General features: G+C 50.4%; 10 protein-coding genes and 1 tRNA gene. 5 read left to right on the plus strand and 6 right to left on the minus strand.

The window, feature by feature from the left end; genetic code table 11:
* Positions 1-10 precede the first annotated feature (10 nt).
* From ACFSW8_RS15005 to ACFSW8_RS15020, 4 genes are all read right to left on the minus strand, one after another.
* Entirely contained in the window at positions 11-1,444 is a 1,434-nt protein-coding gene (locus ACFSW8_RS15005; protein ID WP_377178648.1) for a sulfatase family protein, read from the minus strand.
* Between the two features lie 22 nt (positions 1,445-1,466).
* Complete coding sequence (locus ACFSW8_RS15010) at positions 1,467-2,987, minus strand: sialate O-acetylesterase (protein WP_377086923.1); 1,521 nt, start codon at positions 2,985-2,987, stop codon at positions 1,467-1,469.
* 133 nt (positions 2,988-3,120) lie between these two features.
* Complete coding sequence (locus ACFSW8_RS15015; protein ID WP_377086922.1) at positions 3,121-4,467, minus strand: sulfatase family protein; 1,347 nt, start codon at positions 4,465-4,467, stop codon at positions 3,121-3,123.
* Positions 4,468-4,609: 142 nt separating this feature from the next.
* On the minus strand, positions 4,610-6,079 hold the full coding sequence (locus ACFSW8_RS15020; RefSeq protein WP_377086920.1) for a sulfatase: 1,470 nt from the start codon (positions 6,077-6,079) through the stop codon (positions 4,610-4,612).
* Positions 6,080-6,357: 278 nt separating this feature from the next.
* Between ACFSW8_RS15020 and ACFSW8_RS15025 the strand changes: the two genes are divergently transcribed.
* From ACFSW8_RS15025 to ACFSW8_RS15045, 5 genes are all read left to right on the plus strand, one after another.
* On the plus strand, positions 6,358-10,041 hold the full coding sequence (locus tag ACFSW8_RS15025) for a hypothetical protein (protein WP_377086918.1): 3,684 nt from the start codon (positions 6,358-6,360) through the stop codon (positions 10,039-10,041).
* A gap of 26 nt (positions 10,042-10,067) precedes the next feature.
* The gene (locus tag ACFSW8_RS15030) at positions 10,068-10,826 is read left to right on the plus strand and encodes a hypothetical protein (protein WP_377086917.1); all 759 of its coding nucleotides are present in this window, start codon (positions 10,068-10,070) and stop codon (positions 10,824-10,826) included.
* 120 nt (positions 10,827-10,946) lie between these two features.
* Positions 10,947-11,022 (plus strand) — tRNA-Val (locus tag ACFSW8_RS15035).
* Positions 11,023-11,091: 69 nt separating this feature from the next.
* Positions 11,092-11,682, plus strand: coding sequence for a phosphoribosylglycinamide formyltransferase (purN, locus tag ACFSW8_RS15040; RefSeq protein WP_377086913.1), 591 nt, complete (start codon positions 11,092-11,094; stop codon positions 11,680-11,682).
* Positions 11,683-11,733: 51 nt separating this feature from the next.
* A complete protein-coding gene (locus ACFSW8_RS15045) occupies positions 11,734-12,597 on the plus strand; it encodes an ROK family protein (protein WP_377086911.1) in 864 nt (287 codons plus the stop codon).
* Between the two features lie 91 nt (positions 12,598-12,688).
* Here ACFSW8_RS15045 and smpB read toward each other — a convergent pair whose 3' ends face one another.
* On the minus strand, positions 12,689-13,150 hold the full coding sequence (gene smpB, locus ACFSW8_RS15050; protein WP_377086909.1) for an SsrA-binding protein SmpB: 462 nt from the start codon (positions 13,148-13,150) through the stop codon (positions 12,689-12,691).
* A gap of 46 nt (positions 13,151-13,196) precedes the next feature.
* A complete protein-coding gene (locus tag ACFSW8_RS15055) occupies positions 13,197-13,403 on the minus strand; it encodes a DNA-directed RNA polymerase subunit omega (RefSeq protein WP_377178650.1) in 207 nt (68 codons plus the stop codon).
* Between the last annotated feature and the right edge of the window lie 39 nt (positions 13,404-13,442).

A 13,442-nucleotide genomic window follows, 5' to 3' on the forward strand; every position in this document is an offset into this window, starting at 1 on the left:
TGGGTGGATTCTATTTGTTAGCTTCCTCAAACATCTTGAGGTGCGGCCAGACGAAGCCTTTTTTGCGATACTTGATCTTCTGGTGTTTGATTTGTTCGTCCTGAAACGCGTCTAGATTCTTCTTATCACCGAGTGGGTCTTTGATTTCAGTCTGGAACTTCTTCATCTCGGCGATGAGGCGAGATTTGATCTCTTGATGCGCTTTGCTGCTGGCCAGATTTTTCCACTCGTATGGATCTTCTTGGAGATCGAAGAGTTCATACTCGTCAGGGAAGAGGAATGACTTCACGTGTTGATCCGCAGGCAGCTTGCTGTTGGTGTAGCGAGATGCTGCTAGCAGGTTCTTGTGGCGGTACGGATTGTAGATGAGTTTGTAGCGATCATCTCTGATAGAGAACTGCAGGTATTGGAGACTAGGGGCTGATCCAGTCGTAAACGTGTGGATATACTCGTGACCTTTGGTTTCGCCTTTATCGATTTTGAGGAGGTTGTTACCAGGGAGTTTGTTCTTGGTCTTGATGTCACAGACATCGAGCATAGTTGGTAGAATATCGATGGTCGAAACCATCTGCTTTTCCACTTTGCCTTTTGAGAATGCTTTCGGGTAGTTCACGATCATTGGGATACGTACTCCACATTCGTAGGAGCTACCCTTCGCGCGTGGGAAGTCAGCACCGTGGTCAGAGATGTAGACGATCATGGTGTTGTCGCGTAGCTTAAGCTCCTCCATATTCTTAAGCACCATACCGATTCCTTCATCGAGTCGGTTCATGCAGTTGAAGTAGTTTTCGAGCTCTTTACGCAGGTAGTCCGAGTCGGAGCCAATCCATGGGAATACCTTGGTGACAGGCTTTGCCAACACTGTTGGATAGCCGTTCTTTGATTTGCCCACATACTTGCGGTGGGCATCAGGATAGTTGATGATCAGACAGAATGGCTTGTTTGCCTTTTTAGCATTCTGCATCACCTTTTTTGCCTCATCAGCATACTTCTTGATGCTGATGGTTTTGCCGAAGTTGGCTTGCGGAATCGCTTTGTGGTCGACGAAGTTGGTGACCAAGTGCTCTGGGTTGACATGCACTTTACCAAGGAATCCTGTGTAGTAGCCCGCCTGTTGGAAGTAGGAAGGCATCGTCTGGAAATCCTTGTAGAACGAGAACTTGTGGGTCGCTAGGCCGATGTGACCAGTTTGGCGGGTGTACAGACCGGTGAGGAATACTGCACGCGATGGACTACAAACTGAGTAGGGGACATAGGCTCGGGTGTAGCGCACGCCATCTTTAGCCAAAGCATCGAGAGCTGGTGTATGGACGCGTTTTTCGCCGTAACAGCCAATATGCTCGCTGTTGTCTTCGGAGACGATGAATAGGATGTTAGGTCGGTCAGCTGCTTTTAGGGCGGAGAGCCCTAGTACGAAGCTAATGAGTAGGTTTCTGAGTATCATAGTGTGAAGGTGAGTGTTTTTTTTACTTGGAAATGTTGATTTCGAATGGTGAAGCAATGTGGCCGTGTTTGTTGCCAAAATTGGGGCGAGGCATAGGGAATGGATTCCATGCGTAGCGCACAGACTTTGGTGCTTTAACTGAAGATGTTAGAACGAGTGTGGAGCCTTTGATTGTTGGCGTTGCCTTGACGTAGGCTCCATCGGCTCCCGCTAATTCGAAGTGCTCAAGCGGTTTGTTGCCAACAGCCTGAAGACCTTCAGCGTAGTCGAAATGCACCGTTACCTCGGACCCTTTGGCTGTTGCCTCTTTCACAAGAGGCCCAGTGGCTAGGACTTTGTTGCCTTTGAAAACATTTTCGAGAGCGAGGTAGGCAAGGCGGTTGCCGACTTCGACCTTATCAGCCGGGTGGACATTGGTCTTGCGGCGCACGTCAGCGGTGTCGATGGTGACTGCCATGCCAATGTTAGGCTCTGCTGTAACAAACTTGCGTTGGCCGTCACGGAACTCAGGCCAAGTAGGGCGATTGACTGATGGAAGTTGCACGTAGTAAACTGGGAAGTCACCGAGGCCCCAATGTTTGCGCCAGTCGCGCACCATCATTGGGAAAAGAAGATTGTGGAGGTCTGGGTTCTTTTGGTTTGTTTCGCCCTGATACCAAATGGCTCCATTGATTGTGTATGGCATGAGAGACTTCACGCCCATGTCAAAGAGAATGCTGGGCTCCCATGGGTGGTGGTAGGGAAACTTGCCGAAGACGATCTTTTCACCCGGCTTTAAGGCGTTCTTGAAGTTTTTCGCCGCTTGCGGAGTGCTGCACTCTTTTGAGTATGGCCAGTTTTTGACTAAGGCAGCGGTGCGCTTGTTGGCCATGAGTGTTTCGTTGGAAATGAAGGCTTCTGTTGGAGAACCACCAGCTGCTGTGTGCAGAATGCCGATAGGCACCTTCAGCTCTTCGTGCATTTTCTGGGCGAAGATCAGGGCTACTGCAGAGAACTTGGGGGCTGTTTGCTGAGCACTGATTTCCCAGCCACCTGCGTAGATGGCTTTGTTCTTGAGGATCTCGAGTTGCTTTTCGTTGTAAACTGGCTTTGGGGAAATGATGCGTTGGCGGTTGTAGAAACGGATCTGCGCATTGTTGGACTTCGCGAGCACCGGCTGGCCGGCGCCTCCACACTGCTTCAGAGTCCATGCCATGTTAGACTGACCATTGGCATGCCAGACTTCACCAACTAGCACATCTTTAATCGTGATCGTGTTTTCGCCTTTGATAGTGATCGGGCGTCCTGTAGCGCTTGCTTTTTGAGCTGGCAGTTGAACGATCCATTTTCCATCCTTGGCCGTGGTTGTGGCGACTGTTTTTCCTGCGAAGTTCACTGAGATTTTTTCTCCGGGATTCGCAGTGCCGAAGATGTTTACTGGTTTGTTACGCTGGATCACCATGTGATCGGCGATGACTTCAGGCAGTTTCACGTCGGCGTGTGCAGAGAGCGACAATAGCGATACGCTGGTGATTAAGGTTGCTATGGTAGAAGTTGGATTCATGACAAAAGCAGTCAATTATAGTGCGTTTTTGGGCCAAATTGTATCAGTTAATAGTCCTATCTAGACACAAAAACACACGAAGGTGGGGAGCTGTGGCGTTGGAAAAATGAAAGAGGCTATGCCTGGTGGATTGTTAGTCCCAATACTTCATGAGGAAGGTGTCGTATTGATCTGCGACTTTCTTTTTCCAGAGTGGAGCTGGGAGTGTGGCTTCCCATTGTTTGAGTGAGGAATCGAGTTTGTTAGCGATGCTATCCTCCTGTTTGAGGAGGTTATTGGTTTCTTTTGGATCAGCGTTGAGGTCGAAGAGGAAGGTTGGTTTATCCTTGAGTGTGATGAGTTTCCATTGGCCATTTCGGATGGCGGAGGTGTTACCGCGTTTCCAATAGAGGTTGCGTTGGATGGTTTTTCCATTGGCGAGGCTGACGAGGTTGGTTCCGGGAAGGTCGAGTTCAGCGGGGGCGTTATAGCCGGCGAGTTTGCAGAAGGTGGAACCGGCATCGAGCAAGTTAACGGGTTGGGAGCAGGTTGTGTTTGCTGGGATATGACCTTTCCATTGGACGAGGAATGGTACTTTGAGGCCGCCTTCCCAGACGGTTCCTTTGCGTCCTCTGAGGCCACCGTTGTCGGTTTTCAGGTAGGTAGCAGCTCCATTATCGTTAGAGAAAACGATGAGGGTGTTTTCTTCTAAGTTGTGTTTTTTGAGTGTGTCGAGGACGAGTCCGATGGATTGGTCCAGAGCGACGGTCATCGCTCCGAGAAGTTTTCTTCCATTGTGGTCGATATGGGAGAGTGACTGAAGGTCGTTTTCTTTGGCATGGAGTGGTGAGTGGACGGCATTGTATGCGAGGTAAGCAAAGAATGGCTTTTCTTTATTTTGGGTAATAAATTCTGCAGTGGCTTTACCGAGGTAATCGGTGAGGTACTCGGGTGACTTAATGACGGTGTCGTTGATTCGGAGTTTATGCCCATGAGAGGCTTTATCGAGTGGCCAGAAGCTACGGCTGCCACCGAGGAAGCCGACGAAGTGGTCGAAGCCTCGATTGTTGGGGTGGAAATTTTCATGCTCACCGAGGTGCCATTTGCCGAAGACGGCGGTTGTGTATCCTTTTTTTTGTAGGAGCGTTCCGAGGGTTGGTATTTCGGTGGGGAGACCAAACTTCTCAGATGGGACTTTCCATGCTTGTCCGCCAGTGATGTTTTCCTCGTGACCAAAGGATTGCTGGTATCTCCCTGTTAGAAGTCCCGCTCTTGATGGTCCGCAGACTGATGCTGTGACATAGCCATTAGTGAATGTGGTGCCATTTTTTGCGATACTATCGATATGAGGGGTTTTCCAGTCTTTGCATCCGGCGTAGCTGAAGTCATCGTATCCCGCGTCGTCGATGACGATGAAGAGAATGTTAGGTTGTTTATCAGCGAGGGTTGATTGGCTGATGGCGATGCCAGCGAGAGCTGCTTTGAAGAAATGTTTTATCATTTGGTAATTGGGTAAAATCGGTAGGTATAGAGTGGTACTGAGCCGAATGCAGAGACTTCCTCAATAGACAGTGGTGTTTCCATCCTACCAGTTTAGTGGAGTGTGTTCAGTCATACTTTCTCTGGTGGGAGATTGGGGTGGATTATTCATTCATGAGCTTCCATCCCTGGCCTCGGTCTAACAACTTCGAGAGTCGTTTGACTTCGAGGGGTTCTTTATCGGCGATATTGGTAGATTCGTAGGGATCTGACTGGTGATTGTAGAGTTCTCTGGCGATGACGGCGTTATTTTCGATCCACTCGATGTAGCGGTATTTTCCGTCAGTTAGGGAATAGCCTTTACGTTTGCCGCGTGGGAATTGTGAGTATGCGGCCGGCTTCCAAATTTTGTTAGGTGATTCTAACAATGGTGCAAAACTTTTCCCTTCACAGGATTTTGGTGTGGGGAGGTTGGCGAGGTCTGTGAGTGTTGGGTAGATATCGACGAGTTCGACGAGTGCGTGTGAGGCTTGTCCATTACCGGGTTTATTGGGGGCGCTGCAGATGAGGACGACTCGGGTATCGAGTTCGTAATTTGTGGTTTTTCCCCAGAGGTTTTGTTCACCGAGGTGGTAGCCGTGATCTGACCAGAGGATGACGATAGTATTTTTACGGAGATTGAGTTGGTCGAGGGATTGGAGGACGCGGCCGATTTGTGCATCGATGTAGCTGATGCACGCGTAGTAGCCGTGTTTGGTTTTTCTTTGTTGTGCTTCGGAGAATGTTCCGCGTTTTGGTTGATCGGTATAGCGGCGGAGTTCGGAGGAGGCATGGCCGGCCCAGGTTGGTGCACCGGTAGGGAAGTTTTGATTTTTGGCGAGGGGGATGGCATCTCGTTGGTAGAGGTCCCAGTATTTTTTAGGAGCTATGTAGGGGGTGTGTGGTTTGATAAATCCGAGGGCGAGGAAGAAGGGTTGGTTGGGGTTTTGGGAGAAGTCTTTGAGTTTTTCGACAGCTTTGGCGGCGACTTGCCCATCGTAGAGGGTGTCGTCGCTGACGTCGGGAGCTTCTGTGAGTGGTCCGAAGGTGAGGTATTTATCCCAATCTGATAGAGGGCGATTTTTGAAGCGTTTTTTAAAGACTGATTGGGCGGCTTTGATGCCTTCTTCGGTGTAGTAGTAGCGAGGTCCTGGGCGGAATGCTGGTTCGCTCCAGCTTTGTGGGTCGCCCATACAATCCCATTTTGGGGCCATTCCTTTAGGGAAGACACCATGGTTGATTTTACCGGCTGCGAAGGTGTGGTAGCCATGATCTTTAAAGAGTTCAGGGAGGGTTTTGAGGTTGGGGTGGATGTCACGGTAGTGGCTGTGGTTGCCGTGGACTTTGGAGGAGTCTGGGCGCATGCCCGTTAGGAGGCTGGCGCGTGAGGGGCCACAGATGGCTTGTTGGCAGTAGGCTTTATGGAAGGTGACTGCATTTTTTGAGAGCGCGTCCATATGTGGTGTCTTGACGTGGGAGGCACCGTAGCAGCCAATTTCAGGTCGCATATCGTCGATCGCGATGAAGACGACATTGGGTTTGGCGAGGAGGGTGGTTGTGAGTAGGGCGGAGAGCAGGAGTGATCGAAAGTGCATAGTATCAAGCATACGTGCCGCATTGGTGTGATATAAGGCCTCCGTTCTGGTATTTTTCTGCTACCAGTATGTGCAGCTGGAGATGTTAGTTTTTCTCGATTAAGTGGCCAGTGGGAACAGTGGGGAATAGAAGCTTGTTATTGAAAGTAGGTGAGTTGCCGATTTCTTTCAATCAGCTGCTTGGGTGTCTCTGGTTGGATGGGTGAACCAGTAAATGAGTGGCGACTTAGGGGAGTTTAGGTGTATTCTATGTAGTTACCGATTGTGATCTTCAGACGATGAAAAAAACACCAAATACCAGAGGAATGCGTATGCTGCCAGTGGAGCAGCGGGGGTTTGCATTGATTGCTTGCCTTTCGATCATGGCTTTGATGGTGATGTTGATTGTGGGCATGCTATCGCTGTCGGCGGTAGAGATGAAAACATCTGAGGTGGATCGGGCAAATGGGGAGGCGCGTGCGAATGCGCGGATGGCATTGATGATGGCTATTGGTGAGCTGCAGAAGAGCACGGGTCCGGATCAGAGGGTTACGGCTGAAGCTGACATCTATAGTGAGGATGGATTCACGGGTTGGGAAGCTTCTGTGGACAAGAAGCATTATGTGGGAGTGTATACGACTGAGAAGTGGCATGAGCGCGACTCGAGTGGTGTCCGTGAGAGTCAGAAGGAATACAAAGAGGATCGCAACAGAGATGCATTTGAGCGTTATTTGGTTTCTGGGGAAGAGGCTCTGGTTACGGAGTTAGATTTTGCACAGAGTGTGCTACCTAAGGAAGGTGTGGTGGAGTTAGTCGGTGAGGGGACGGTAGGTAGTACAGATCCGAGTGACCGGGTTGTAGTATTACTTGAGGATGTAAAGGGAAGCGATGGTGGCACGACTGGTCGTCTTGGATGGTGGGTTGGCGACCAGGGTGTCAAAGCGAAGGTAAATCTATCAGACAAGAGGGAGCTTAAGGATACGGACTGGGAGTTGCGCGCAGAGCGGATGAACCCGGCACAGAATCGGATTGATTACATGGAGGGGCTTGAGAAGCTCGATGCCGAGTTACTCACTGATGAGCAATTGGCTGCGATGTTGAGTGTGCGTCAATTTGAAGTGGTCAATGATGACGTTGCGAGTGTGCGCGCGCGCTACCACGATGTGACCGCCTACAGTAGAGGGGTGCTCGCAGATGTAGCACTGGGGGGGTTAAAGCGTGATTTATCATTACCATTTGAGCTTCCTTCATTGATGCCGGAATCTGGAGCTACAGAGTGGGATTATACACTGAATCACACGGATGCCATTGATGAGCGGAGTGCGGATTTTCAATCGATTGGTGAGTTTAGCAATTCTGGTGACCAGAACCCAGCTTGGGCATCGGTTTACTGGCCGAGTGGATACCGTCCTCAGTGGTGGGCCAACAAGTTAGGCTATGTTTTTGCCTTTCCCGACAGCAATGGTGGGAGTGATGCAAGTGGGATGGGTCGGTACTTGCGCGGGCCGACATGGCAGTCACTGCGCAATCATTACCGTCAGTACAAGCGCGAGTATGAGAACTTGCCAGTAACGGATGTTTCTCGTCGTGGTTGGATGCCACCAAGTGATGAGAGAACTTGGCTAGCTCAGCCCTACCAGCCTTATAGTCATTGGCACAACTCTGCGGCGAACCACTCATTGAATGTCACCTATGTGGGTGGACGAGTGGATGGAGGTAAGGACAAGGTTATCTCGCCAGATGCGATGGACCCTTTCTACAACTTTGGTCAGAACAGCGGTCGTTCATGGAACAATTTTGGTCATAATACTTTGGGTTTGGCACCAGTGTTTACCCGGGTGGGAGTGGTGCTGAGTCATAAGGTTTCTGGGTCTTACAGTGCGACTCAGGAGAAGAGGATTGATTTGGTTTTGAATGCTGTGGGGACCTTGTGGAATCCATACAATGTGCCGATTGAATTTGAAGCGGCATTCACGAGTTTGGAGTTGAAGGGATTGCGGTGGAACTTCACGCGGATCAAGACGGATGGCAGCGAGGAAGAATTAGCGATAGACCCAGAGCAGAGAAGTTTTGGTGCGGAGAAGTATTTTCCCTTTCAGAACTTCCGTGTGGGGGTGACTGCAGAAGAAGATCCAAATTATCCTTTCAGCAGTGAGCGTCCGACCAAGTTGATTCGTTTGAATCCCGGTGAGTCACGGACATTTGCATTAAGCTTTCCTGAGCCGAAGGGGTATTCTTGGGGGTCGACTGCAGCGCAGCCTGGGTCATTTACTAACAACTGGGAGGGTGGGATGTTTTTACGATTCTCCAATGATTGGCGGGTGAAGAGTGGTGAGAAGTATCGCTTTGAGTTATTGCCACAGAAGAATGAGTCGATTGGCATTGGTAATTACTTAGGGTATTTTGAGGAGACCAAGGGGAGGAGGGCTAATCCCTTTGTAGCTGGTCGTTATGGTGATGCGTATAAGGATCTACCTATGTTGTCATCGGTGGATGTGGCGAGCGCATCGGATATTTTGCCGCAGGGGCAGAGTAAACTGACTCAGTTGTTGAGCAGCTTTTCTAACGAGCAGACAGCAATTTGTGCGTTGGAATTTAAGTTGAGGGCCGCGGATACGAGTCCGAATGGAGTGTTGGCTCAGTATGACCCGCGTGCGGTTGTGAATCATTCTTACAGCATGGGTAAGGGGATTCAGGGGGATGCGCCGAGCAACTGGGAGGTGAACTTAGCGTTGGTAAGTGACTTTGATTTATTACAGGTAGGTGTTGGTAGCCGGAACAATGGCTTCTGGGGAGAGAGTCACGATGGGAGCGGTCAGACGCATGTCGTTGCATTTGAAGTTCCGGATGCACCTCTTACGAATATTGCAGGGCTGCAGCATGTGCAGGCAGGGGCTAACGCTTGGGATGTTTCTTACGCGATTGGTAGTTCCTTTCCGCATCCGCAGGTGCCTAAGAATCGTTTGATCAGGCAGGAGAGTACGCAGAGCCCAGAGGGGTACAAGGCGACGTATTACGACATGTCATACTTAGCAAACGAGGGGCTCTGGGATCGTTATTTTTTCACTGGGATGAATTTTGGAGGAGATGAGCCCACTCAGCCGCTAGAAGCCGCAGAAGGATTGATGAAGCAGTTCTTGGACAAGGAGCGTAAGAATCCATTATTAAACAAGCGCTTGGTTTTGGCATCCAGCTCAGTGGGGGTGGAAGAAGAGGCTTTGGTAAAGGAGCTCACCCATTACCGCTGGATTGCTCGTCATTTGATGTTGGATGGTGCGATGAATATCAATTCCACACGAGTAGAGGCATGGAAGTCTTGGTTAGGGAGTTTAAAGGGGAAGCAGATAGATCGGGTATCTGAGACGGGTGTGATGTCAGTACAGGATGTAGAGGGTGTGGCATTCTCTAGAGCTGCTGTCACAGCTGGAGATGCAGACGAACTATGGAAGGGGTATTCCAAGCTCAATGATCAGGACATTGAGAAATTGGCAGAGAAGATGGTAGAGGAGGTGCGCAAGCGTGGGCCATTCCTATCCGTTGCGGATTTTGTGAATCGCAGGTTGAGCGATGATGAGCAGGGAGAGATGGGTGCTGTACAGGCGGCACTGAAGGAAAGTGGTTTGTCTACTGGGGGTGGCTCAGAGCTGGGAGTTCCCGGGACAATTAGGCAGAGTGATGTTTTGGCGAGCATTGGGGGGGCGGTATCGGCTCGTTCGGATACTTTTGTCATTCGAGCTTATGGGGAGGCGCTGAGTCCTGATGGTTCAGGTAAGGTTGTAGCCCGAGCTTGGTGCGAGGCGGTAGTACAGCGCACGCCATTGTTAGTAGGGGATGAGGGAAGGTTGGCTACGAAGCCGAATCCATCTTATCCGGGGAGCAATCCTGCATCGATTGATGCCTACATTAAAGACGAGAATGCGAGTTCATTGGGTCGCAGTTACAAAATCATATCATTCCGTTGGTTGAACAAAGACGGGGTCTAAGAATTTCAAAAGAGCAAATAAGAGTCATGAAAATTTTAAAGAGAATCGTAAGTTTAAGCATCGCATTGGCGAGCATGGTCACGATGGGGGGAGCTCAGGAGCGCAAGTCTAAGGCGAACTTTAGTTTCAGCTGTGCGAGCTGGGAGAATGTGGGCAGTGATCAGTTGTATTATTTGGAGGGGAAGCCTAAGAAGGGTGAGACGGAGGAGCAGAGTATGGAGAGGCTGAAGCAAGTGGATCTTTCAGAGATGACGCGTTCGTTGAATTATGCGTTTGAGGGTGGTCAGAAGATTACATTTTACCGCAAGACGGTGGCAGGAGTGCAGCCTGTGAATACGGCGACGGTGCCTAGTAGTTGGAAGCGTGTGCTTTTTGTTTTCTTCCCAGGTGAGAAGAAGGGGAGTTACAAGTTGATGCCATTACGTGACGACCGCAGTCATGCGCCGTATGGTTCTTATCAGTTTGTGAATTTGTCTTCACTTGAGATCAATGGGGGGATTGGCAAGACGCGCATTTCTATCAAACCGAAGAAGAATCAGATTGTGAAGTTTACAGGGGATAAGTCGCGTTCTTTAAATTTTGGTGTTTGGGCGTCAGTCGAGGGGAAAAAGCAGTGGTTGCAAAGAAATACGCTGACTTATAAACCGCAGAAGTATCTGGTATATTTCTTTTACCCAACAGTGGATGCGCGTGGACGTGTGAAGGTGAAATCCAAGGGGATCGTTGAGTTTCGTCCGTCACCTGTAGAGGGTGAGAGGCTTAGAGAGCTTGCTGCGACGCACTAATTTGGGGGCGTTTAAGGGCTTCTAAAAAAAGTGAAGAAATCGTTGAAAAAGAGCTTGCATGTTTCGTCGTTCTGTAGATATTTCCGCCGTCGCCGCGAGGCAACACGACGCAAGTGATAAGCAGGAATAGCTCAGTTGGTAGAGCATCTCGTTTACACCGAGGCGGTCGGGGGTTCAAGTCCCTCTTCCTGTACCACTTGTTCAATAGAGCCAGCCTTTCAAAAGGCTGGCCTTTTTTTTATCTAAACTGCAGATTGAAAGTACTATGTCACAGCCACTGAAACTTGGGGTTCTCGGATCTGGATCTGGGTCGAACATGCAGGCGATTCTGGATGCGATTGATTCTGGGGAGCTTCATGCAGAGATCGTGTTGGTATTGAGCGACAATCCTGAGGGGTATATCTTGGAGCGTGCGCGGAAGGCGGGGATTGTGGCTGAGGTGATTGATTGTGGGGGCTACAAGACGAAGTTTCCTGAGGAGAAGCAGGCGGCAGTGGCGGCACAGTTGAAGGAAGCTGGGGTCGAGTTAGTGTGTTTGGCTGGATTCATGCGATTGGTAAAGCAGCCGATGTTGGATGTATTTCCTGAGCGCATTTTGAACATTCATCCTTCGTTATTGCCGGCGTATCCGGGATTGATGGCTTGGAAGCAGGCTGTGGATGATGGGGCGCAGGAAAGTGGCTGTACGGTGCACTATGTAGATGCGGGGATGGATACGGGACCAATTATTAAGCAGGCGAAGGTGCCTGTGTTAGCGGATGACACGGCGGATAGTTTGCATCAGCGCATTCAGGTGGAGGAGCACAAGCTTTACCCGGAAGTGGTCGCAGCAATTGGTCAGAAATTGCGCCAGTAAAAAAATGCTGCGTGGAGGGCCTAGGCTTGTTAGCACTGTCCGAGAAATTCTATGAAAGCAGGAATCGAGCTCGGTGGGACAAAGACAGTCGTTGGCATTGCAGGGGAAGATAATGGGGTGCGGAAGCAGCATCGTTTTCCTACGGGAGCTCCAGAGGAGACGGTGGCGGAAGCGGTAGCTTGGCTGAGAGAGCAGGGGGAGGTTTGTGAGCTCGGAGTGGCTGCTTTTGGACCGATTAGTGTGAATCGGCAGCGTGAGGATTACGGGAAGTTATTGGCGACCCCTAAGCAAGGTTGGGGTGGTTTTGATTTGGTCGGTGCCTTAGAAGAGGCGTTTCCAGCTGCTCGTATTGTGTTGGATACCGATGTGAATGCCGCGGCTTTGGCTGAAGTGCATTTGGGGGTGGCACGTGGGCATGAGAACGTGGGATATATTACGATTGGTACGGGGATTGGTGCTGGATTTGTGGTAGAGGGCAGAGTGCTCCACGGGGCACTGCATTCAGAGTTTGGGCATCTCAAGGTGCCTCGTCATGCTGATGATGATTTTGAGGGTGTCTGCCCGTACCATGGTGATTGTCTGGAGGGGATGGCTTCTGGGACGTCATTGATCCAGAGATATGGGCGAGGAGGGCACGAGATTGCCGCTGATGAGCCAGCGTGGGATATCGAGGCTTGGTACTTAGCTCATGGAATTTTGTCGATGTTGGCGATTTTGAGCCCGAGTCTGGTTGTTCTTGGCGGAGGGGTTTCTCAAGCTGAGGGATTTCACGCCAAGGTCGAGGCATGTTTGAGGGAGGTGGCAGGGGGGTATTTCACGGTATTAGATGGTTCTCATCGATACGTGGTGGCTCCGGGCTTGGGGCAGAACGCGGGTATACAAGGTGCGTTTCTGTTGTTGGACCAAGAGCTGTAGCTTGTAGCTGGCGGTGATCGCACTAGTATGGCCCCGCGGTCGTTGGCTGGCTTGGACGCGCGCCTTGCGATGGTCGGGCCTTGTGGACGGATTAGTAGCCTTTATTGAAGCGTTGCATTTCGCGTTGGGCCTCACGTTTTTCGACATTTTCTTTGAGGCTATGGCGTTTGTCTGCGTGGGTTTTGCCTTTCGCGACGCCGATTTCGACTTTGACTCGGCGATTTTTCCAATACATGCGGAGGCAGACGAGTGTGCATCCTTTTTGGGAAGTGAGTTGGTCGAGTTTAAGGATTTCGACTTTGTGGACGAGGAGTCGTCTGGGGCGTCGGCTTTGGTGTTGGAACCAGGTACCGGCGGTTTCCCATGGTTGGATGTCACAACCGTATAAAAAAAGCTGACCCTTATCGATACGAGCGAAAGAGTCAGCGATATTGACTTTACCGGCGCGGATGGATTTGACTTCCGTGCCTTTGAGTTCGATGCCGGCTTCGTAGGTTTCTAGGATATGGTATTCGTGGCGGGCTTTTCTATTTTTAGAAATCTCGGCACTCATAGGATACTAGAGAGGTGGGAAGGCGGTCTCGGGGTTGGGGCTGAGATTAGTCTTCTGAGCCACCTGGGATGACTTTGAGCTTACCTTCGATGATTTCGGTAAGGGCAATGTCAGCGGCACCCATGCTAGGGAGGGTGTCCACGAGTGGTGCGCGGCCAGTGTTAAGTTGGCGGACGCGTTGGGAAACTACGTTGATGAGTACTTGGGGATCGATGACGATCTCAGATGCTTGTTCGACAAGGTCGCTTTTCATGGGTGTTCCTGGAAATCGATTCACTGGCTTGGGTTGTTC

It is taken from the genome of Rubritalea tangerina (assembly GCF_042683245.1).
GTDB lineage: Bacteria > Verrucomicrobiota > Verrucomicrobiia > Verrucomicrobiales > Akkermansiaceae > Rubritalea > Rubritalea tangerina.

Excerpts from the sequence above, each read along its gene's own strand:
- ACFSW8_RS15005 (WP_377178648.1), bottom strand. The coding sequence starts at position 1,444 with ATGATACTCAGAAACCTACTCATTAGCTTCGTACTAGGGCTCTCCGCC.
- ACFSW8_RS15010 (WP_377086923.1), bottom strand. The coding sequence starts at position 2,987 with ATGAATCCAACTTCTACCATAGCAACCTTAATCACCAGCGTATCGCTA.
- ACFSW8_RS15015 (WP_377086922.1), bottom strand. The coding sequence starts at position 4,467 with ATGATAAAACATTTCTTCAAAGCAGCTCTCGCTGGCATCGCCATCAGC.
- ACFSW8_RS15020 (WP_377086920.1), bottom strand. The coding sequence starts at position 6,079 with ATGCACTTTCGATCACTCCTGCTCTCCGCCCTACTCACAACCACCCTC.
- ACFSW8_RS15025 (WP_377086918.1), top strand. The coding sequence starts at position 6,358 with ATGAAAAAAACACCAAATACCAGAGGAATGCGTATGCTGCCAGTGGAG.
- ACFSW8_RS15030 (WP_377086917.1), top strand. The coding sequence starts at position 10,068 with ATGAAAATTTTAAAGAGAATCGTAAGTTTAAGCATCGCATTGGCGAGC.
- purN (WP_377086913.1), top strand. The coding sequence starts at position 11,092 with ATGTCACAGCCACTGAAACTTGGGGTTCTCGGATCTGGATCTGGGTCG.
- ACFSW8_RS15045 (WP_377086911.1), top strand. The coding sequence starts at position 11,734 with ATGAAAGCAGGAATCGAGCTCGGTGGGACAAAGACAGTCGTTGGCATT.
- smpB (WP_377086909.1), bottom strand. The coding sequence starts at position 13,150 with ATGAGTGCCGAGATTTCTAAAAATAGAAAAGCCCGCCACGAATACCAT.
- ACFSW8_RS15055 (WP_377178650.1), bottom strand. The coding sequence starts at position 13,403 with ATGAAAAGCGACCTTGTCGAACAAGCATCTGAGATCGTCATCGATCCC.